This is a genomic window from Bradyrhizobium sp. BTAi1, assembly GCF_000015165.1.
GTDB classification, from domain to species: domain Bacteria; phylum Pseudomonadota; class Alphaproteobacteria; order Rhizobiales; family Xanthobacteraceae; genus Bradyrhizobium; species Bradyrhizobium denitrificans.
This window is the reverse complement of record NC_009485.1, coordinates 719,025-739,849: the sequence shown is the minus strand read 5'-3', so window position 1 is coordinate 739,849 and position 20,825 is coordinate 719,025. Positions and strand designations below refer to the sequence as shown.

The window sequence follows — 20,825 nt, the reverse complement described above, 5'->3', positions numbered from 1 at the left end:
GCCTTACGTCCTGCGCTGCGGGTCGGCGATGTCGCGCAGGCCGTCGCCGAGCAGGTTGAAGCAGAACACCGCGATCATCAGCGCGAGGCCGGGAAACAGCGCGATCCACCATTCGCCCGACACCATGAAGGAGGCGCCCTCGGCGACCATGATGCCCCATTCCGCGGTCGGCGGCCGCACGCCAAGGCCGATGAAAGACAAGCCGGCGGCATTGAGAATCGCGTAGCCCATGGTGAGCGACATCTGCACGATCATGATCGGCATGATGTTCGGCAGGATATGACCCAGCAGAATGCGCATCTCGCTGTTGCCCGACAGACGCGCCGCCTGCACGAAGCCGGCGTTGCGGCGGACATTGGCCTCGGCACGCGCCACACGGGCATAAAGCGGAAAGTTCACGATCGCGGTGGCGATGATGATGTTCTGCACGGTGTTGCCGAGCGCGGCCACGATCCCCATCGCCAGCACGAACAGCGGGAACGCCATGATGGTGTCGGCGATGCGGCCGACGATGCGGTCGGTCCAGCCGCCGAAAAAGCCGGCCGCGACTCCCGCAAGCCCGCCCATGAAGAACACCAGCGCGACCGAGGCGACCGCGATGAACGTATCGAGCCGGGCAGCCACCACGACACGGCTGAAGATGTCGCGGCCGAGCTGGTCGGTGCCGAACCAATGCGCCGCAGACGGCGGCTTCAGCGCCGACGCTGTGTCGCTGGCGAGCGGATCATACGGCACGATCCACGGACCGAAGATCGCGGCGAACAGGATCAGCACCAGCAATCCGAAGGCAAAGCCGGTGACCTTGTTCTCGGCGAGCACATAGCGGGTGTGCCCGATCAGGGCGGCCAAGCCGGAGGTGCGGGCGACGGCGGGTTCGACGGTCGGCGCGACAGAGCTCATCCTTCCAGCCTCACACGGGGGTCGATGACGCCATACAGAATGTCGATGACCAGGTTCAGGAGGACGTACATCACGGCCATCGTCAGCACGAAGCCCTGCACCGGCGCGAAGTCGGAGGCGATCAGCGCCTCGACCGCGTAGGAGCCGATGCCGGGCCACGCGAACACTTTCTCGACCAGCACGTTGGCGCCGAGCAGGAACGAGAACACCATCGACAGCGTGGTGATGACCGGCAGCATCGCGTTCCGGAACGCGTAGGTCACCGTGACCGTGGCGGGTGACAGGCCGGAGGCCCGCGCCGTCCGCACGAACTCCGACGACAGCACCTGCAGCATCGAGGCGCGCGTCATGCGCGCGATCGGCGCGAGCGAAAAGATCGCCAGGGTCGCAGCCGGCAGGATCAGCTGGCTCAGCGCGGAACGGAACGCCTCGGCGTCGCCTGCGATCAGCGTGTCAATGAGATAGAAGCCGGTCACGGCGTTCGGGGCGCTATAGAACACGTCGAGACGGCCAAGCGGCGCCGGCGACCAGCCGAGCCGGAAATAGAACACGTAGACCAGCACCAGCCCGGTGAAGAACACCGGCAGCGAGACGCCCGCAGTGGTGACGACACGGCAGGTGTGATCGATCCATGACCCCGGCCGCGTCGCGGCGAGCACGCCGAGCGGCAGCGCGATCGCGACCGACACGAGAAGACCGAGCAGGGTGAGCTCGGCCGAGGCCGGCAGGCGGTTGCGGATTTCGGTCGCGACCGGCTGGCCTGTCGTCAGCGAGCTGCCGAGATCGCCATGGGCGAGATCGACCGTGTAGCGGAAGAACTGCTCGACCAGCGGCTTGTCGAAACCGAGCTTCTTGCGAATCTGCTCGACGGCCTCCTTGGTGGCCGCAGGACCGGCAAAATACGCCGCGGGATCGCCGGGCAAGGCGCGCGTCAGCAGGAAGGTGACGATCACGACGCCGATCAGCGAGGGAATCGCGAAAGCGAGGCGCTTGGCGATGAGACTCAACATGTCGATCGCTCCGCGCACTTGGCCTGCGGATGGCGCATAGAGAGTGGCGAATAGCGGTCCAGAGCGCTCGGCTGCGGATCATCCTCCCTTAGCATTCGCCGCTCTCCATTGCCCTATTCGCTGCTCGCCACTCGCTCCTCGCCCATCTCACCCCTTCACCAGCGCACGATAGTCCAGCCGGCGGTGGAACCAGTACTGATAGCCGGAGATGTTCTTCTGCATCGCGACGTTGACGAAGGGCTGGTACAGCGGGATGCGCGGCACCTCGGCGAAAGCCAGATCAACGAAACCCTTCACGTCGGCATCGTAGGTCGCCTTGTCGCCGGTCGCGGCGGCGTCGCGCGCGCCGTTGATGAGCCTGTCCATCTCCGGTGACTTGTAGCTCATCGTGTTGAACACGGAATTGTTGCCGTGATAGCACCAGTAGAAAAAGTACTCGGGATAATCGAGCCAGCCCGAGAAGATGTTGGTGAAGAGCGGCATCTCCTTCTTGTTCAGCTCGGTGCGCCAATTGGCGCCGGGCACCTTGTTGATCGTGGTCTTGATGCCGAGCTGGGCGAGGCTTTCCTGCACCAGCACGCACAAGGGCTCGTTGACCTGCGCGAAATTGAGATCGAAGGAGATCGTGGTCTCGAAGCCGTTGCCGTAGCCGGCCTCGGCCAGCAGCGCCTTCGCCTTCTCCATATCGGTGGCATATTTGGTCGGCTGCGGCCACGCCACCTCGGTGGCCTTGTCGGCGGCAGCCCCGAACATCGGATTGGCGAGGCCGAACATCACGGCATCGATAATCTTCTGATAGGGCATCGCATAAGCGAGGGCCTGGCGCACCTTGGGATTGTCGAATGGCGGCTTGGTGACATTCATGCCGATGTATTGAATGCCGTTCGAGATCGGCAGCGAGACCACGCTCAGCTTGCCGTTCGCCTTCATCTCCTGGAAGTCCTTGTTCGGCAGCTCATAGGAGATGTCGGCGTCGCCGCGCTCGAGCAGGGCCCGCCGGTTGCCGGCCTGCGGCACCATGCGCCAGATCACGCGCTTGATCTTCGGCAGCGGCCCGCACACCCAGTCGTCGTTGCGCTCCATGACGACTTCGGTGCCGGCGGTCCACTTCGTCACCTTGTAGGCGCCGGAGCCCGCGGTCTGCTGCTTGGTGAATTCGAGGCCCCAGGGATCCTTGTCGGTGGCGTTCTTCTTCACCAGTTCCGAGTTGACGACGCAGGGTACGATCACGGCGAGATCGGGGATCGTCAGGCGATCCTTCTTCAGGAAGTCGACGCGCACCGTGTGGTCATCGACGATGACGAACTGTTCAGGCTTGGTCAGCGAGCCCGCGCTCATCTGGAAGGTCGGAAAGCCGCCGACGCTGACGGCCCGGTCAAGCGACCATTTGACGTCCTTCGCGGTGACCGGCGTGCCGTCGTGGAATTTGGCATTCTTCCGCAGCCTGAAGGTCGCGGACATGTCGCCGATGGTCATGTCCTCCGCAAGTTCGGGCTTGAACTTGTCGCGGTCGTAATACGGCACGCCGCCCGGGCCGCTTTTCATCTCATGGCTGATCAGGCGGTCGTAGCAGTTCCAGGAGACCTCGTAGCCCGGCACGTTGGTGCCCACGCCGTGAATATCGAGATTGTTCGGCCCGCCCTCGGACACGATCAGCAGCGTCTCGGATCGCGCATCGGCCTTCGCGGCCGACATCACCGCGGGCGCCACGGGCAGCGCGGCGCCGGCAGCCAGACCGGATACGGACTTCAGAAAATCGCGACGCTTCATCAAATGCTCCCAGGGAATACAACCGACGGGGCAAGAGGTCGCAAGCTTCGTGCCAATCCACCATCATGGCTAAGTCATTGAAAATTCGAGATACAGGTTGCCGTGTCCGGGCTCCCCCCGGAACAATTGCATACAAAGCTACAGAATTGCTTATTTATTGAGCTAACGTTGCCGACTGCGACGAATCTGCACACTGGCTGCAGGCCGCCTGCTGAGCCACCTCTGGTGTCAGATCACTCCGGCCAGATCAGCGCCTGCAATGCGTCGAAAGTCCCAGCCCGGAGCGGCCAATCCGGAATGGCGATGTGCCGGAGCGGATCGCTGGCCTGATGCAGCAGCATCAGAAACAACAGCCGCCGCTTCAGCTGCCAGGTGACCTGACCCGGAGCCAAGCCATAGCCTTCGAACAAGGCGCGCATGCGCGCCGCGTGCCCAGCCGCGAGAAACGCGCTCGGCCCGAGCAGGTCGTATTCACCGAAACCGGTCATGACGTCGCCGAAGTCGAACAGGCCGCTCACGCGCCAGCCATCGCCGACAGGCGAGAGCATGAAATTCTCAGGAATGTACTCGCCGGTGAGAATGACGGACTGCGGATCTCGCGGCAGCTCATCGACGGCTTCGTTCAGCAGATCATCCAGGACTGCAAGCAGCGCTGGCGGCAGCCCGAGCCGCTGATGGCGGGCGCGGCACCCGGCCAGCTGCATCTGCAGGAAATCAGACCAGCGCGGGCCGAGCGTGAGCAGTTCGCCTGGCGAGACCTGTTGCACATCGGCGATCAGGCGGCCGAGCTGCCGCAAGAGACGCGGCTTATCCGCTTCTGCAAGGAGCGGCCAGACCTCCGAAGCAGCAACACCTTCGAGCCGGCTCATGATCAGATAGGACCACCCCTCGCATTCACCATGATGCAGCAGCTCAGGCGTGGCGACATCATCGACGCGACCGCCGAGGACGCGCAGCGTTGCGCGCTCCGAGAGAAACTTGGCCCGATGGAAGGACGGAAAGATCTTCAGGACCAGTTGGTCGTTCAATGCGGCGACGAGATTCGTTCCCGCCCCGAACGGCACCAGCTGCGCGCCGTCGTAGCCCTCAGCGCGAACGATCTGCTGTGCGGCCGGCAGCCAATGCGCCTCGTCGGCACGCAGGCGCTTGAGCTGCACAACATCGGCAATCGGCGGCAGCGTCGTCATCAACGATCCGGGCTGGCGCGCTCGAACTGGCGCAACAGACGGTTGCCGCGCTCGACGGCGGCGTCGAGCGCGGCGTGGGCCGACTTGCGGCCGCTGAAGGCCTGCTCCATCTCGTCCTCGATGGCGTCGCGGATCAGCACGAAGGAGCCGAGCCGAAGCCCGCGCGAATTCTCGGTCGGCGGATGCAGCGTCACCTGCTCGATCGAGATCGCGGTGCCGGGATTGCGATCGTAGAACCCTTGCGCACGCGTGAGATCGAACGCGGCCTGGGTGATCGGCAGATAGCCCGTGTTCTGATGCCAGGCCGCCTGGATGTCCGGCCGCGACAGATAGGCGAAGAACCTGGCGACCCCCTTGTACTCGGCGGCCGGACGGTCGCGCAGCACCCAGAGCGTTGCACCGCCAATGATCGAGTTTTGCGGCGCACCGGCGACATCGGGCCAATACGGCATCATGCCGTAACCAACCGCGAATCTCGAATTCGCCTTGATGTCGGCACGTGTCGCCGAGGACCCGATGAAGATGCCGCATTCGCCTCTCTGAAAGCGCGGCTCGGCCGCCTGGCCGCGACCGCCATAATCGAAGACCTTGCTCTTCTGCCATTCGGCAAGCTGAGCGATATGGCGGACGACGTGGGGATTGTTGAAGATCAAGGCGGCGTCGAGTCCCGCAAAGCCATTGGCCCGCGTGGCGATCGGCAAATTATGGAAGGCAGAAAAGTTCTCGATGTTGATCCAGGCCGGCCACGAGGTTGTAAAACCGCAGGCCATGCCGTGCTCGCGCAGCCGCTTGGCCGCCCTGCCAAGCTCCGGCCACGTCTTGGGAGGGACATCGGGATCGAGCCCAGCGGCACGAAACTGATCCTTGTTGTAGTACAGGATGGGGGTGGAGGCATTGAACGGAAACGACAGCATGTTGCCGTCGGCATCGGCGTAGTAGCCGGCAACCGCCGGCAAATAGGCCGATGGCGAAAAGGCTTCCTGCTCGTCCTGCATCAGCTCGAACACGGGATAGATCGCGCCTTTGGCTGCGGTCATCGTGGCCGTTGCAATCTCATTCACCTGCACGATCGCCGGCTGGCTCCGCGACCGGAACGCAAAGATGGCGGCGGTGACGGTCTCCGTGTACGTCCCCTTATAGGTCGGCTGGATATGATAGTCGTGTTGCGACGCGTTGAAATCGGCTGCGAGCCTCTCGACCTGCTTGCCGAGCTCCCCCGACATCGCGTGCCACCAGATGATCTCGGTCGCGGCCTGAGCCGACACCGCCCCGAGCGCATTGCAGAGCAAGACAACGACGCAGAGAAGACGCAGGACGATCGTCACCGGAGGCCAACTCCATTTCAAATAATCAGCTGCTAAAATAAGCAACCGCGCCCCATGCCTAAACCCCATCCGGCCGGCCCGGCGAACTATCAACCAACAGCTGCAACAACTTATGAACAAACCATTGACGCGTATCGCACACGCGTCAGAATGGCCTTATAGCACCTGTTCGTGGACGCATTGAACCTTTTCATCGTCAGGCCGACCTCAACAGCAAGGGGAACATGTTGCCTGTGTACCGCGCCTGCCTTCCGCGGATCTCGATCATGAACGTGACGCCGGTGTGGAGACGGGGCGGGACGAAAGCGGAGCGTCGTATGCTGGCTGCGCGCGGCGGCCGTCACGGCTGCCAGTGTGCAACGCGATTGGCTGCGCTGCACCATGCAGGTCCAACGCCGCGAGTGCCGCGTCCGCCTCGGTTCGCACCGGGCAGCGCGAGGTAACGTCGTGGAACCAGCCGAGACGCGGAGTTCCGTCGGACCATCGGTCAGCCTGATCGCATCGGGCCGGGCCAGGGTCGTTCGCGTGCTGCGGGCTGTGCCGATCCGTTGGCGTATCCTGTCCATTGCCGCCCTCAACTCCGCTGTCGTGATCGTCCTCGCGGCGCTGATCTGGAACGGAGCGAAGGTGCTGGGAACCGCCTGGGACGATGTCCGCCAGGTCCGCGAATCCGACAAGGTGCTGGCACTGCTGGAAAGCGAGACCAGCCGGCTGCAGAACCTCATTCACCGCTACATCAATCAGCCGAGTCCAGAGCTGTTCGCCGAGATCCTGCTCTTGCGCGAGGCGGTGCTGGGCACCCTCACCACGCGCGCGTCGACCGACCCGATGCTGTCGGGATCGGCCGAAGAGCTCGAACGCGTCACGGTGCGCTTTCTCGACGGTTTCGGCGAGTTGCGCAGCCTGCAGGCGACGATTGCCAAGACCTATGACGAGGAGGTGCTCGGTCCCGCCCGAGACATCGCCGGGCTCTATTCGGTGATCGAAGGCGCGACCGGTCATCGCGACGCGCAGATCTGGCCATCGCTCGGCAAGTCGCGGGAGGCCTTCACCGCGATGCTGGTCGCGGCCAATTCCTACTACCTCTCGCTGGCCCCGGCGTCGGCGGAGGATGCGCGCCGCAACACCGAGACGATCGAGAAGACCATTCCGGTGATGTCGGAGCTTGCCGACAACGACCTGCAGCGCCTTGCGCTGCAGCGGCTGTCGGCCCGTACCGCGGCGCTCCGGGAAGGCTTTTCCAAGCTGACCGGACAGCTGACCAATCGCACGGAATTGCTGCGCAACACCATCGACGCCAGTCAGGCCGAAACCATCGCCGCCATCGACGGCCTGTCGGTGAAGATGCGGCAGCATGAGCAGAAGGCCCAGGCGACCTTCGATCGGACATTGAGCGATATTTCCCGACGCGTGCTGTCGATCGCGGTGATCTTTCTCGGCATCATCCTGTCCGCAGGCGTGCTGATCGCACTCTCGATCCGCCTGCCGTTGCAGCAGATCATGGCGTCGATGCGCGCGATCACCATCGGCGACTACGACCGAAAGGTTCAGGGCACCGAGGCGCGCGACGAGGTCGGTTCGATGGCCCGCGCCGTCGAGATCTTCCGCCAGAACGCGATCGCCAAGCGCAAGACCGAAGACGAGCTGCGCAACGCGAAGGAGAAGGCCGAGAGCGCCCTGCTCGAGCTCAATGCCGCGCAACGGAATTTGATCGATGCCGAGCGCCTCGCGGCGCTGGGAGGGCTGGTCGCCGGAGTGGCGCATGAGGTGAACAATCCGATCGGCATCAGCCTGACGGTGGCCTCCAGCTTTGCGCGCCGGGCGGAGATGTTCGAAGCGATGCTGAAGTCGCCGGAGGGCGGCCTGCGGCGATCGCAGCTCGAGGAATTCGTGCGCTCCTCGCGCGACGCGTCCGAACAGCTGGTCGCCAACCTGCAGCGCGCCGGCGAGCTGATCCAGTCGTTCAAGCAGGTCGCCGTCGACCGTTCGCATGCCGAGCGACGGACTTTCATGCTGGGCGAGGCCACCGACCAGATCATCACGAGCCTGAAGCCGGTCCTCAAGCGGGCGGCGATCACGCTTGCGGTCGACGTGCCCGAGGGGCTGCCGATCGACGGCTATCCGGGGTCCTATGGCCAGATCCTGACCAATCTGTTTCTCAACGCGGTCAACCATGCCTTCGCCGACGGCCGCGCCGGCACCATCTCGATCACCGCGCGGCCGCGCGGCGCAGATGACATCGAGATCATTTTTGCCGATAACGGCGCCGGCATGACGCCCGACGTGCAGCGCCAAGCCTTCGATCCGTTCTTTACCACGCGCCGGAATGAAGGCGGGACGGGGCTCGGGCTGCATATCGTCTACAATCTGGTAACGCAGCAGCTCGGCGGCCGCATGATGCTGGAGTCCCGGGTGGGACAAGGCACCACCTTTCGGATTACCATGCCGAGGGTCGCCAAGGGCGGCGCCGAGACAGCAATAGGTGACGGAACGACGCAATGGCCGAACAGGACGATGTCCTCCACCTGATCGAGGATAGCGGAGTTGACCAGGACGACCATTCGGCCCGGAAGTGGAAGATCGCCGTCATCGACGACGATCATGCGGTGCATGAGGGCACCCGCTTTGCGCTGTCCGACTACAATCTGAACGGACAGGGACTGGAGATCCTGTCGGCCTATTCCGCAGCGGAAGGCCGCACCCTGATGCGGGAGCATCCGGACGTCGCGGCCGTGCTGCTCGACGTCATCATGGAAACCGACGTCGCCGGCCTCGAGCTCGTGGAATATATCCGCAATGAGATCCGGAACGAGACGGTGCGCATCATCCTGCGCACGGGACAGCCGGGCCAGGCGCCGGAGCGACGGGTCATCGTCCAGTACGACATCAACGACTACAAGGCCAAGACCGAGCTCACCGCCGACAAGCTGTTCACCTCGCTGACCGCGGCGCTGCGCAGCTATCAGCAGCTCGAGCGCATGGTGCAGACAAGGCGCGGCCTGGAAATCATCATCGACGCCGCATCGACGCTCTACGACTTCAAGTCGATGCAGCGGCTGGCGGAGGGCGTGCTGACGCAGATGGCGTCGCTGCTGAACGTCGATTGCGCCGGCATCCTGGTGCTGCGCGACGACGGCAGCCAGGCGGAGGATTTCTCGGTGCTGGCCGGCTCCGGCTGCTACAGCCGCTTCTCCGGCGCGGCGACCTCGCGCGCGCTCGATCCCGAGCTGCGCGACATGGTCGAAGCCGCGTTCCGGCAGCGCGCGAACGAGTTCGCCGACCAGCGCACCGTGCTCTATGTCCGCACCGGCTCCGGCCGCGAGGTCGTGGTGCTGCTTCAGGCGGAACGGCAGCTGTCGGAGACCGACCGCTCGCTGGTCGAGATCTTTTCCAGCCGGCTGTCGATCGCCTTCGACAATGTGATCCTCTATCAGCAGCTGCACGAGGCCAACACCCAGCTCGAAGACCGCGTCGCCCAGCGCACCCGTGCGCTGATGCAGGCCAATCGGCGGCTCTCGGCACAGTGGCTGCGGTTGCAGCGCGCCAACGGCTTCAAAAACGAGATCCTCGGCACCGTCGCCCACGACCTGAAGAATCCGCTCGGCGTGATCCTCGGCCGCACCGAAATGCTGACCGAGCTGATCGCGACCGGCGCCTCCAGGGACGGCGTCACCACGCAGATCGAGCACATCCGCGACGCCGCCAAGCGGCTGACCTCGATGGTCGACCACCTGATCTCGGACGCCATGGCCGATGCGTTCGACATCACCATCCGACGCGAGCCGGTCGACATCGCCGCGCTCGTGCGCGAAGTGGCCGAGGCCAACCAGCCGCTGGCGCTGAACAAGCAGCAGGTGATTGCGGTGTCGGCGCCGCCGCATCTGTCGACCATGTGCGACATCGATCGCATCCGCGAGGCGATCGACAATCTGCTCAGCAACGCCATCAAATACAGCCCGATCGGCGGCAGGATCACCGTGAATGCCGCAGATGATGGCGATAACACTTTCATCGCCGTCACCGATGAGGGCGCCGGCCTGTCGCCGGAGGATCTCGGCCGGCTGTTCGGCCGGTTCCAGCGGCTGTCGGCAAAACCGACCGCCGGCGAGAGCTCGACCGGCCTCGGCCTGTCGATTGTCAAACGCATCGTCGACATGCATGGTGGAGAGGTAACGGCCAAGAGCGATGGGCCGGGATCGGGGTCAACCTTCACCATCACACTGCCTGCGGCCGAGTTGTCATGAGTCAGAGCCAGCACATCATCATCGTCGACGACGAGGCCCCTGCCCGGGAGATGGTGGGCGATTACCTCAAGATGCACGGCTTCACGGTGACCCTGTGCGATGGCGGAAAGAGCCTGCGCAGCGCCATCGACACCGGGCCCGCCGATCTCGTCGTGCTCGACCTCAACATGCCCGAAGAGGACGGTCTGTCGATCATCCGCGACCTCAAGGGCCGCACCAACATCCCGGTCATCATGCTGACGGCGACCGCCAGCCCGATCGACCGCGTCGTCGGCCTTGAGCTCGGCGCCGACGATTATGTCGCCAAGCCGTGCGAATTGCGCGAATTGATGGCGCGGATCCGCTCGGTCTTGCGTCGCAGCGGCCCGGCCAAGGCTGCCGCATCCGCCAGTGCGGAGGTTGTCGAGGCCAAGGCCAAGGATCCGCAGCTGGTCCGATTCGGCACCAAATGGCTGGACCTCGACGCCCAGGCGCTGCGCGACGATGAAGGCAATGAGCATCCGCTGACGGCCTCCGAGTTCGGCCTGCTCAAGGTGTTCGCGGCCAATCCGAAGCGGGTGCTGTCGCGTGAACGGCTGCTGGAACTCGCCAATGCCAGGGATGCCGAGGCGTTCGACCGGGCCGTCGACCTGCGAATCATGCGGATCCGCCGCAAGATCGAGCCCGATCCGGCCAAACCGGCCGTGATTCGCACCATCCGCGGCGGCGGTTACCTGTTTTCGCCGGCCGGCGAGAAGGCCTGAAGCGGCCGCGAACCGTCGGTCGCAGCCGGACCGCAGTTCCGTATATTGGAATCGGGCACAATTCCGCCACGTGTGTTTCGCGATGTGCGGCGCGACGAAACATTTCTTCGCTGCGACGAAACCATTTTCCCATTTTCGTGCAGACGTCCCGAAACCGGCACTCCGTAACAATCCGCCCCGTCGAAACGCCGCAAGGGGGCGGCGGAACGGGAGAGTGCCATGCAGAACGTCGTTGCCATCAATTCCGCTGCCAGCCAGGGCATCATCGCGGCCCAGGCGACCACGGACGACATGCTCCTGGAGAGCATTGCCGATGGCGATCGCACCGCGATGCATACGCTTTATGCGCGCCACAATGTGCGGGTCTATCGCTTCATCCTGCGCATCGTCCGCGACACCACCATTGCCGAGGACCTCGTCAGCCAGGTGTTCCTGGACGTCTGGCGCACCGCCAAGCAGTTCGAGGGCCGCTCGCAGGTCTCGACCTGGCTGCTGTCGATCGCCCGCTTCAAGGCGCTGACCGCGCTGCGTCAGCGCCGCTTCGAAGACATCGACCAGGACGAGGTGCGCGAGATTGCCGACGACGCCGACACGCCGGAAACCTCGCTCGAGCGCGCCACCACCAGCGCGATCCTGCGCGCCTGTGTCGCCAAGCTGTCGCCGGCCCATCGCGAGATCATCACCCTGATCTACTATCATGAGAAGTCGGTGGAGGAGGTCGGCCAGATCATCGGCATCCCGCAGAGCACGGTGAAGACGCGCATGTTCTATGCCCGCAAGCACCTTGCCGAACTCCTCCGCGGCGCCGGCGTGCACAGCATCGCCGCCTGAACGTTGATGACCGTCGGGGCTGCGGTCCCGGCGGGTTCCCGTGACACCAAGAAAATCGCCGAACGAAACAATTGAAACAATCGGCGAAATCACCTCGAAAACTTCGGCCGCTACAAGATCCCCCATCGACCGAGCGTCAGTCCCCCAGCTGATCTCGGTTTTGAGCGAGCAAATTCGAGGATACCTCCACCTTCCAGGTTGCTCAGAAGACCCGGCGGATGCCCCCGCCGGGTCTTCGTCGTTGTGGATCCATGCGGTCCCCACAATGTCCGCGTAGGGCGATTTGACCATTTGATATCGACCGTCAGCGGTGCAATCTTCCGTCATGGGGCCATGCTAAGAGCTCCAGCGGCAATGACGGACGGTGCGGATGTTCGGTTTGGATGCGGTGGAGCTGGCGCGCGCGCAATTCGCCTTCACGGTCACCTTCCACATCATCTTCCCCGCCTTCTCGATCGGGCTTGCCTCCTACCTTGCGGTGCTCGAGGCGCTGTGGCTGTGGACCGGCCGCGACGTCTATCTCAACGTCTTCAATTACTGGCTCAAGATCTTCGCCATCGCCTTTGCGATGGGCGTCGTGTCCGGCATCGTGATGTCCTATCAGTTCGGCACCAACTGGTCGGTCTATTCCGACAAGGTCGGACCGGTGATCGGCCCCCTGATGGCCTATGAGGTGCTCACCGCGTTCTTCCTCGAAGCCGGCTTCCTCGGCGTGATGCTGTTCGGCCTCAAGCGCGTCGGCCCCAAGCTGCATTTCCTCGCCACCCTGATGGTCGCGGTGGGCACGCTGATCTCGGCATTCTGGATCCTCTCGGCCAATTCCTGGATGCAGACGCCGGCCGGCTACGCCGTCAACGCCGACGGCCAGTTCGTCTCGGTCGACTGGCTCAAGGTGATCTTCAATCCGTCCTTCCCCTACCGCCTCGTCCACATGGTGCTGGCGGCCTATCTCACCACCTCGCTGGTGGTCGGCGCCGTCGGCGCCTGGCACCTGCTGCGCAATCCGCATCTGCCGGGGCCGCGCGTGATGTTCTCGATGGCGATGTGGATGGCCGCGCTGGTGGCGCCGCTGCAGATCCTGGTCGGTGATCAGCATGGCCTCAACACGCTCGAGCACCAGCCGGTGAAGATCATGGCCATGGAGGGCCATTTCGAGAGCCACAAGGACGGCGCGCCGCTGTATCTGTTCGGCTGGCCCGACCAAGCGAAGGGCGAGCTGAAATGGGCGATCGGCATTCCCAAATTCGGCTCGCTGATCCTCAAGCACCAGATCGACGCGCCGATGGCCGGGCTTGACACCGTGCCGCGCCAGGACTGGCCGCCGGTGCCGATCACCTTCTGGTCGTTCCGCATCATGGTCGGGCTGGGAATGCTGATGCTGGCGCTCGGCCTGTTCAGCCTGTGGGAGCGCTGGCGCGGGCGGCTGTACATCAATCGGGGCCTGCACCGCTTTGCGATCGCGATGGGGCCGGCCGGCTTCGTCGCTGTGATCGCCGGCTGGGTGACCACCGAGACCGGCCGCCAGCCCTTCACCGTGTACGGGCTGCTGCGCACCGCCGATTCCGTGTCGCCGCTGGCCGCACCGGCCGTCGGCGCGTCGCTGCTGGCCTTCATCATCGTGTATTTCATCATCTTCGCAGCCGGCGTGCTGTACATCCTGCGCCTGATGGCCGAGCCGCCGCATGCCGGCGAGGCGGGACCGAGCAGCGAGCCGCCGCTCCGCAGCGCCGGCGTGACGCCGGCGGCGGGCGTGGTGCAGGGAGCGATCGGATCATGAGCGTCGCCGTCGATCTCGCCACCCTGTGGGCGTTCATCATCGCGCTCGCGGTGTTCATCTATGTCGTGATGGACGGCTTCGATCTTGGCCTCGGCATCCTGTTTCCGCTGTTTCCGGGCAAGCAGGACCGAGACGTCATCACCAACACCGTTGCGCCGGTGTGGGACGGCAACGAGACCTGGCTCGTTCTCGGCGGCGGCGGGCTGATGGCGGCCTTTCCGCTCGCTTACGCCATCCTGCTGCCGGCCCTGTACGCGCCGCTGATCGCGATGCTGATCGGCCTGATCTTCCGCGGCGTCGCCTTCGAATTCCGCTGGCGCACCCGCAGCACACGCAATCTCTGGGACATCGCCTTTGCCGGCGGCTCGTGGGTCGCGGCGCTGGCGCAGGGCATCGCGCTCGGTGCCATCCTGCAGGGCGTGCATGTCGAGGGCCGGCATTATGCCGGCGGCTGGTGGGACTGGCTGACGCCGTTCAGCATTCTCACCGGCGTTTCGCTGGTGGTCGGCTATGCGCTGCTCGGCGCCACCTGGCTGATCCTGAAGACCGAAGGCGATCTGCGCGACAAGGCCTACCGCATCAGCTGGATTCTGCTGGTCCTGATGCTGCTGGCCATCGCCGCAGTCAGCCTGGCGACGCCCTTGCTGACGATCCAATATGCGCAGCGCTGGTTCAGCTGGCCCGCGATCATCCTGACCGCGCCGGTGCCGCTCGCCGTTATCGGCGTCACCGTGCTGCTGATGAAGAATCTGGCCCAGAAGCACGACGGCTGGCCGTTTTTCCTTACACTGGCGCTGTTCTTCCTGTCCTATGCCGGTCTCGGCATCAGCATGTATCCCTTTATCGTGCCGCAGAGCATCACGATCTGGCAGGCAGCGGCGCCCGAGCGCAGCCAGCTGATGATGCTGCCCGGCGTGCTGGTGCTGGTGCCGCTGATCCTCGGCTACACCGCCTGGGCCTATTGGGTGTTTCGCGGCAAGGTCGGCCACGACGCGGGCTATCATTGATGCCGCGCCCAGCTCCACCACCCGCGCCGCTCGCTTGGCGTCTCGCCTGGTTCGCAGGCCTGTGGCTTGCCGGCGTGGCCACCGTCGCCGCGGTGGCGTTCGTGCTGCGGCTCTGGATGAAGCTGGGATGACAGATGGGCCGCTTCGCTCGCCTTGACTTTGCTGCCAAGATGTTCCTGAAATTTGGCGGGTGGATTTGATCGGGCGAGCTTCGCAGGGGTCCGTTGAGGAGAGCTTTGAATGCCGAGTTTTCGTCGCCTGCTGTGGGCCACCAGCGCCATCATCGCGCTGGCGCTGTCGACATCGCATAGTTTCGCGCAGTCCGAGGATCCCGGCGACCAGCCCGGCCTGGTGGCCGATGACGGCTACGAGCTCGACCCCGAATGGCGCAAGCAGGTCGTCTACTACCGCACGACCGAGCCGCCGGGCACGATCATCGTCTCGACGTCCGAGCGCCACCTCTATCTGGTGCAGCCTGGCGGGCGCGCCATCCGCTACGGCATCGGCGTCGGCCGCGACGGCTTCCAGTGGCAGGGGTTGCTGTCGATCACCAAGAAGGCGGAATGGCCGGATTGGACGCCGCCGCCGGAGATGATCCAGCGCCAGCCCTATCTGCCGCGCTTCATGGCGGGCGGCCCCGGCAACCCGTTGGGCGCACGCGCGATGTATCTGGGCACCACCGTGTACCGCATTCACGGCACCAACCAGCCCTGGACCATCGGCACCAAGATTTCCTCCGGCTGCTTCCGTCTGGTGAACACCGATGTCGCCGACCTCTACGACCGCGTCCCCGTCGGCACCAAGGTCGTCGTGAAGCAGAAGCCGGAGCTGTGACGGCGGCCACGGCCGCCGAACATCCAGCCATCGCTTTGTCCTGACATTTTTCGAAAGAGATTGATCATGCGCAGTTTCCGAGGCGGCCTGCTGATCGGGCTCGCCGTCGCTGTCCTCGTTGCGGCCCTCGCCGTCACCTATGAGATGTACGACACCCGCACCTTGAAGCGCACCGTGCGCCGCGGCGAGGTGCTGTGCGGCGTCAATGCCGGCCTGCCGGGCTTCTCGATCCCCGACGACAAGGGCAACTGGACCGGCTTCGACGTCGATTTCTGCCGCGCCGTGGCGGCCGCGATCTTCGACGACCCGAAGAAGGCGAAGTTCGTCCCGCTCGACGCCAATGAGCGCTTCAAGGAGCTGCAGAGCCGCAAGGTCGACATCCTCTCGCGCAACACCACCTGGTCGATGGCGCGCGAGCAGAACTACGATCTCTATTTCCCCGCGGTCGCCTATTATGACGGGCAGGGCTTCATGGTGCCGCGGTCGCGCAAGCTGGAGACGGCGCTCGATCTCAATGGCAGCAAGGTCTGCGTCCAGGATTCGACCACCAACGCGCTCAATCTCGCGGATTATTTCCGCGCCAACAACATGAAGTACGAGGAGATCAAGTTTCTCAAGCTCGACGACGTCCTCAAGGCCTATGACAGCGGCAAATGCGACACCTTCACCGCCGACGTCTCGCAGCTCTACGCGCTGCGTCTGGTCCTGACCAAGCCGAACGACCACGACATCTTGCCGGACATGATCTCCAAGGAACCGCTTGCGCCGGTGGTGCGCCAGCGCGACGACGACTGGATGATGATCGTGAAATGGACGCTGTACGCGATGATCAACGCCGAGGAGCTCGGCGTCACCTCCAAGAACATCGACGAGGCGCTGAAGTCGAAGAAGCCGGACGTCATGCGGCTGGTCGGCAATGAGGGGACCTACGGCCAGGACCTCGGCCTGGCCAAGGACTGGGCCGCGCGAATCATCCGTCACGTCGGCAATTACGGCGAGGTCTATGAGCGGAACATCGGCAGCGAGTCGAAGCTGAAGATCCCGCGCGGCATGAACCAGCTGTGGAACGCCGGCGGCATCCAGTACGCACCGCCGATCAGGTAGGAGTTGGATTTCGATCGTCGGCCCCTTCTCGATTCGCGCGCCTCTCGCCGCGCGCTCGGTTCGCCCTCTCCCAGAAGGGGAGAGGGCGCAGTCATGAGCACCGCGATTGACCTTTGTCTTGGCGCGCTGTGAGTACGACACCACGTCGAACCCCACACGACAGCCATCATCGTCCTCGCGACGCCCCGCGCGTCCGAGCTTTGCCAGATTCTCGCACCCTTCCGAAATTCGAGGGCGCAGGGAAGGCCAGGTGCCGACTGACACCTGCGGCCCGCCTGCGGAAAAAAATGCAGGCGGCAGGAACCACGGGCTCAGCCGGTGCGACCCGGCCTTCCCTGCGCGATGGTTTTCACGCTTATGGCGCGCTCTCCTCGGTGCGCCGGCTTTCTGGCCACCGTCACCGGCGCGGATCATCGCCGCCGATTTGGCATCAGCATCGGGATGCCGGGACCACGTGCTTTCACGTCCGCATCGCAATCGTTCGTCGGCGCGATCCCTCGCGCTGCGATCCGACACGGCCATCGCATCACCGGCCCACGTTTCGTAACGATCGCGAAGCGTCCCTCTTGTGGGCGGTGACGGCCCCGAATGTGCGGCCGATTTGCCCGACGGCACAACGCCCGTCGGGTTGCGACAAAATGGCACGACGGGCACAGCGAATGCTCGGACGGCACGATGAGTCGCGCTGATTCAGGCCTCTGCCGCGCTTCGCACGTGGTGCCGTTCACGAACTCACGAGTTCGTGAACGCGATCTCAAATCCATCCGACCGCAGCGATCGTAACGAATTCGACCACTCCGGTCAGGGTGATGCGACCTGGACAACGGGGCGAAGAAGGGCCGCTGATCCTTTTTGCGCATCAGCCAACTCATCAGTTCTAGTCACAAGGAAAAATTCGAATGACGCTGGGATTTCGTTCGTTCGTGGCCGGCGCGATCATGCTGGGCGCTCTCTCCGTTTCCGCAACCGCAGCACGCGCTGCCGACATCGTCGATACGGCGGTCGCCGCGGGTCAGTTCAAGACGCTGGTCGCTGCAGCAAAGGCTGCGGGGGTCGTTCCAGTGCTGAAGAGCAAGGGCCCGTTCACCGTGTTCGCGCCGACCGACGCAGCCTTTGCCGCGCTGCCGCCCGGCACGGTCGAGGATCTGCTGAAGCCGAAGAACAAGGGCAAGCTCGCGGCGATCCTCAAATATCACGTGATCCCGGGCGCGGTGAAGTCGGGCGACGTCGCCGGCAAGAAGCTCAGCGTCAAGACCGCGCAGGGCCAGAAGGTCGACGTCGACGGCACCTTCTTCGGCGTGCAGGTCAACGATGCCCATGTCGTGCAGGCCGATATCGTCGCCTCCAACGGCGTCATCCACGTGATCGACAAGGTCCTGCTGCCGCCTGCCAAGGCGCCGATGCATCATTGATCGTCTGACGAAAGCGCGCCATCGATGATGGCGCGCTCTCTGCGACGTTCGGCGCTGACAGTAGATCGTTCCGTAGCGTCGATTGCTTTGATATCAACTCTCTCTACCTCATGGCCGGGCCCATCCCGGCTATCCACGTCGACCGGCGATCGCGAATGGACGTGGATGCCCGGGCATGACCAGCGGCTAGATTTCAATACCCCCTGAGCTGCGCCAATTGCGCGGCGTGATAGTTGGCGTCGCCGAGCAGTTCCTCGCAGACCCGCGCGCGCTTCATGAAGAAGCCGATGTCGAACTGGTCGGTCATGCCCATGCCGCCATGCATCTGCACGCCCTCCTGCACCGCACGGGTCGCGGTCGTACCGGCACGGGCCTTCGCCACGGCGACGGCTGCGGTCGCACCCGCGGGATCGGCATCGAGCGCCTGCAGCGCCTTGAGCACCGCGGCGCGGGTGATCTCGATCTCGATATAGAGCTGCGCCGCACGATGCTGCAGCGCCTGGAATTCGCCGATCGCCTTGCCGAACTGCTTGCGCTCCTTGAGATAGGCGACCGTGCGGCCGAACACCTCCTCGCTCAGGCCGACCATCTCGGAGGCCACGGCACCCCGGCCGAGATCGAGCACGCCGCTCAGCACGGCCGCACCGCCATCGACCTCGCCCAGCACATGATCCGCGGTGACCTCGACATTGTCGAAGCTGATCCGCGCCGCGTTGTGCGCGTCGACCATGATGGTGCGCTCGACCGCAATGCCCTTGGCCCTGGGATCGACCAGGAACAGCGTCAGACCCTCGCGCTCGCCGGGCGTGGCGGCGCTGCGCGCGACCACCAGCAGCAGATCGGCGACATGGCCGTCGACCACCATCGCCTTGCTGCCGCTCAGCTTGAAGCCGTTGCCTGAGCGCGTCGCCTGCAGCGCCGTATGCAGCGGGCGATGCTTCGCGGCCTCGTCGAGAGCGAGCGCGGCGATCAGCTGACCGCCGGCGATCTTCGGCAGATATTCCGATTTCTGCGCCGCGGAGCCGGCGCGCGTGAGCGCGGAAGCCGACAGCACCGAGGTGGCCAGGAACGGCGACGGCATCAAGGTGCGGCCGATCTCCTCCATCACGATTCCGGCCTCGACCGCGCCCAGGCCGGAGCCGCCGTGTTCTTCGGGAACGAGCAGGCCGGCAAAGCCCATCTCGGCGAAGGTGGCCCAGAGCTCACTGGAGAAGCCGGTCGCGTCGCGCGTGTCGCGCAGCTTGCGCAGATGAGCCACCGGCGCGTGATCGGAAATCAGACCGCGCGCGCTGTCGCGCAGCATCGATTGTTCTTCGGTGAGCAGGAGAGGCATGGCGGCTGTCCAGTGTCGGTGTTGGTTGTAAGCGAAGCTCTTTCAGCGCGTCATTCCCGGGCTTGTCCCGGCCATCCACGTCTTTCCTCGCGCGGAGGAACGCGGATGCCCGGGGCAAGCCCGGGCATGACGGAGTGTGCGGCGAACTATGCCCCCGGCAGATCGAGGATGCGCTTGGCGACGATGCCGAGCATGACCTCGGAGGTGCCGCCTTCGATCGAGTTGGCCTTGGTGCGCAGCCAGGCGCGCGGACGGGCGCCTTCGCCGGAGCGCTCGCTCTCCCATTCCAGCGCGTCGATGCCGCCTGCCGACATCAGGATCTCGTGGCGGCGTTTGTTGAGCTCGGTGCCGTAGTACTTCATCGCCGATGAGAAGGCCGGATGGCCCTGCCCCGCTTTGGCGAGATCGACCATGCGCTCGGCGGCGGCCGCCAGCGCGGCCTCGTCGACATCGAAGGTCGCGATCTGAGCGCGCAGCAATGCGTCGTCGAGCCGTCCCTGCCCATCGCTGCCGACCGAATCCGCCGCGACCTGGCCGAGCGGCCGGCTGCCGCCGCGCTCGCCCATGCCGGAGATCATCGCGCGTTCATGCTGCAACAGATATTTCGCGACGTCCCAGCCGCGATTGACGGTGCCGACCACGTTGGCCTTGGGCACGCGGACATTGTCGAAGAAGGTCTCGCAGAACGGCGAGCGGCCGGAAATAAGAAGGATCGGCTTGGTCGACACGCCCTTCGAGGTCATGTCGAACAAGATGAAGCTGATGCCGTCATGCTTCTTGGCCGTGGGATCGGTGCGCACCAGGCAGAAGATCCAGTCGGCGTAGTTTGCGTAGGAGGTCCAGATCTTCTGGCCGTTGATGATGTAGTCGTCGCCGTCGCTCTCGGCACGGGTCTGCAGCGAGGCGAGGTCGGAGCCGGCATTCGGCTCGGAATAGCCCTGGCACCAGCGGATGAGACCGGCGGTGATCTTCGGCAGATGCTCGCGCTTCTGCGCGTCCGTGCCGTATTTCAAGAGCGCCGGCCCGAGCATGGAGATGCCGAACGAGGTGATCGGTGCGCGGGCGCCGATCGCGGCCATCTCCTGGCGCAGGATCTTGGCCTCTTCGCCATCGAGACCGCCGCCGCCATATTCCCTGGGCCAATGCGGCACGGTCCAGCCCTTGTCGCGCATGCGCTCGAACCAGATGCGCTGCGGCTCGGAGGAGAATTTCGCGTTGCGGCCGCCCCAGAACGTGTCCTCCTCGGAGGTCATCGGCTGGCGCATCTCCGGCGGGCAATTCGCCTCGAGCCAGTTGCGCGTTTCGCGGCGGAATGTGTCGAGATCGGCCATGTCTGGTCCTCGCGCGT

General features: G+C 64.6%; 17 protein-coding genes. 10 read left to right on the top strand and 7 right to left on the bottom strand.

The genetic code is table 11. From position 1 onward, the window contains the following. Window positions 1–3: 3 nt before the first annotated feature. The 5 genes from BBTA_RS03355 to ugpB all read right to left on the bottom strand — a co-directional run bounded on the left by BBTA_RS03355 (window position 4) and on the right by ugpB (window position 6,192). Complete coding sequence (locus tag BBTA_RS03355; protein WP_012041035.1) at window positions 4–900, bottom strand: ABC transporter permease; 897 nt, start codon at window positions 898–900, stop codon at window positions 4–6. Beyond that, window positions 897–1,910 (bottom strand): ABC transporter permease, encoded by a 1,014-nt coding sequence (locus BBTA_RS03350; protein ID WP_012041034.1) that lies wholly within the window; start codon window positions 1,908–1,910, stop codon window positions 897–899. The genes BBTA_RS03355 and BBTA_RS03350 overlap by 4 nt, the downstream gene beginning before the upstream one ends. Window positions 1,911–2,057: 147 nt before the next feature. After that, complete coding sequence (locus BBTA_RS03345; protein ID WP_041750294.1) at window positions 2,058–3,680, bottom strand: ABC transporter substrate-binding protein; 1,623 nt, start codon at window positions 3,678–3,680, stop codon at window positions 2,058–2,060. A 233-nt stretch (window positions 3,681–3,913) separates the two neighbouring features. Then, window positions 3,914–4,867, bottom strand: coding sequence for a phosphotransferase (locus BBTA_RS03340; RefSeq protein ID WP_012041032.1), 954 nt, complete (start codon window positions 4,865–4,867; stop codon window positions 3,914–3,916). Continuing rightward, a complete protein-coding gene (ugpB, locus tag BBTA_RS03335; RefSeq protein WP_041750293.1) occupies window positions 4,867–6,192 on the bottom strand; it encodes a sn-glycerol-3-phosphate ABC transporter substrate-binding protein UgpB in 1,326 nt (441 codons plus the stop codon). The genes BBTA_RS03340 and ugpB overlap by 1 nt, the downstream gene beginning before the upstream one ends. Before the next feature lie 537 nt (window positions 6,193–6,729). Here ugpB and BBTA_RS03330 point away from each other — a divergent pair. The 10 genes from BBTA_RS03330 (at window position 6,730) to BBTA_RS03290 (ending at window position 18,144) form a co-directional block, all read left to right on the top strand. Beyond that, window positions 6,730–8,721, top strand: a complete 1,992-nt coding sequence (locus BBTA_RS03330; RefSeq protein ID WP_049795464.1) for a sensor histidine kinase — start codon at window positions 6,730–6,732, stop codon at window positions 8,719–8,721. After that, window positions 8,691–10,436 carry a DUF3369 domain-containing protein gene (locus BBTA_RS03325; RefSeq protein WP_012041029.1) on the top strand — a complete coding sequence of 582 codons (1,746 nt, stop codon included), beginning with the start codon at window positions 8,691–8,693 and terminating at the stop codon, window positions 10,434–10,436. Before BBTA_RS03330 ends, BBTA_RS03325 begins: the two co-directional genes overlap by 31 nt. Continuing rightward, complete coding sequence (locus tag BBTA_RS03320; RefSeq protein WP_012041028.1) at window positions 10,433–11,179, top strand: response regulator; 747 nt, start codon at window positions 10,433–10,435, stop codon at window positions 11,177–11,179. Before BBTA_RS03325 ends, BBTA_RS03320 begins: the two co-directional genes overlap by 4 nt. Window positions 11,180–11,398: 219 nt before the next feature. Then, window positions 11,399–12,010, top strand: a complete 612-nt coding sequence (locus BBTA_RS03315; protein ID WP_012041027.1) for a sigma-70 family RNA polymerase sigma factor — start codon at window positions 11,399–11,401, stop codon at window positions 12,008–12,010. A 370-nt stretch (window positions 12,011–12,380) separates the two neighbouring features. Beyond that, on the top strand, window positions 12,381–13,787 hold the full coding sequence (locus BBTA_RS03310; protein WP_041750292.1) for a cytochrome ubiquinol oxidase subunit I: 1,407 nt from the start codon (window positions 12,381–12,383) through the stop codon (window positions 13,785–13,787). Next, window positions 13,784–14,794, top strand: coding sequence for a cytochrome d ubiquinol oxidase subunit II (gene cydB, locus BBTA_RS03305; protein WP_012041025.1), 1,011 nt, complete (start codon window positions 13,784–13,786; stop codon window positions 14,792–14,794). The genes BBTA_RS03310 and cydB overlap by 4 nt, the downstream gene beginning before the upstream one ends. Continuing rightward, window positions 14,794–14,925 (top strand): DUF2474 domain-containing protein, encoded by a 132-nt coding sequence (locus BBTA_RS39660; RefSeq protein ID WP_085972577.1) that lies wholly within the window; start codon window positions 14,794–14,796, stop codon window positions 14,923–14,925. Before cydB ends, BBTA_RS39660 begins: the two co-directional genes overlap by 1 nt. A 109-nt stretch (window positions 14,926–15,034) precedes the next feature. Next, on the top strand, window positions 15,035–15,628 hold the full coding sequence (locus BBTA_RS03300; RefSeq protein WP_012041024.1) for a L,D-transpeptidase: 594 nt from the start codon (window positions 15,035–15,037) through the stop codon (window positions 15,626–15,628). 66 nt (window positions 15,629–15,694) lie between these two features. Further along, window positions 15,695–16,732 (top strand): amino acid ABC transporter substrate-binding protein, encoded by a 1,038-nt coding sequence (locus BBTA_RS03295; RefSeq protein WP_012041023.1) that lies wholly within the window; start codon window positions 15,695–15,697, stop codon window positions 16,730–16,732. 899 nt (window positions 16,733–17,631) lie between these two features. Further along, window positions 17,632–18,144, top strand: a complete 513-nt coding sequence (locus BBTA_RS03290) for a fasciclin domain-containing protein (protein ID WP_172235312.1) — start codon at window positions 17,632–17,634, stop codon at window positions 18,142–18,144. A gap of 193 nt (window positions 18,145–18,337) precedes the next feature. Here the strand turns inward: BBTA_RS03290 and BBTA_RS03285 are convergent, their stop codons facing one another. After that, on the bottom strand, window positions 18,338–19,477 hold the full coding sequence (locus BBTA_RS03285; protein ID WP_012041021.1) for an acyl-CoA dehydrogenase family protein: 1,140 nt from the start codon (window positions 19,475–19,477) through the stop codon (window positions 18,338–18,340). A 146-nt stretch (window positions 19,478–19,623) separates the two neighbouring features. Next, window positions 19,624–20,808 carry an acyl-CoA dehydrogenase family protein gene (locus BBTA_RS03280; RefSeq protein ID WP_012041020.1) on the bottom strand — a complete coding sequence of 395 codons (1,185 nt, stop codon included), beginning with the start codon at window positions 20,806–20,808 and terminating at the stop codon, window positions 19,624–19,626. Window positions 20,809–20,825 lie beyond the last annotated feature (17 nt).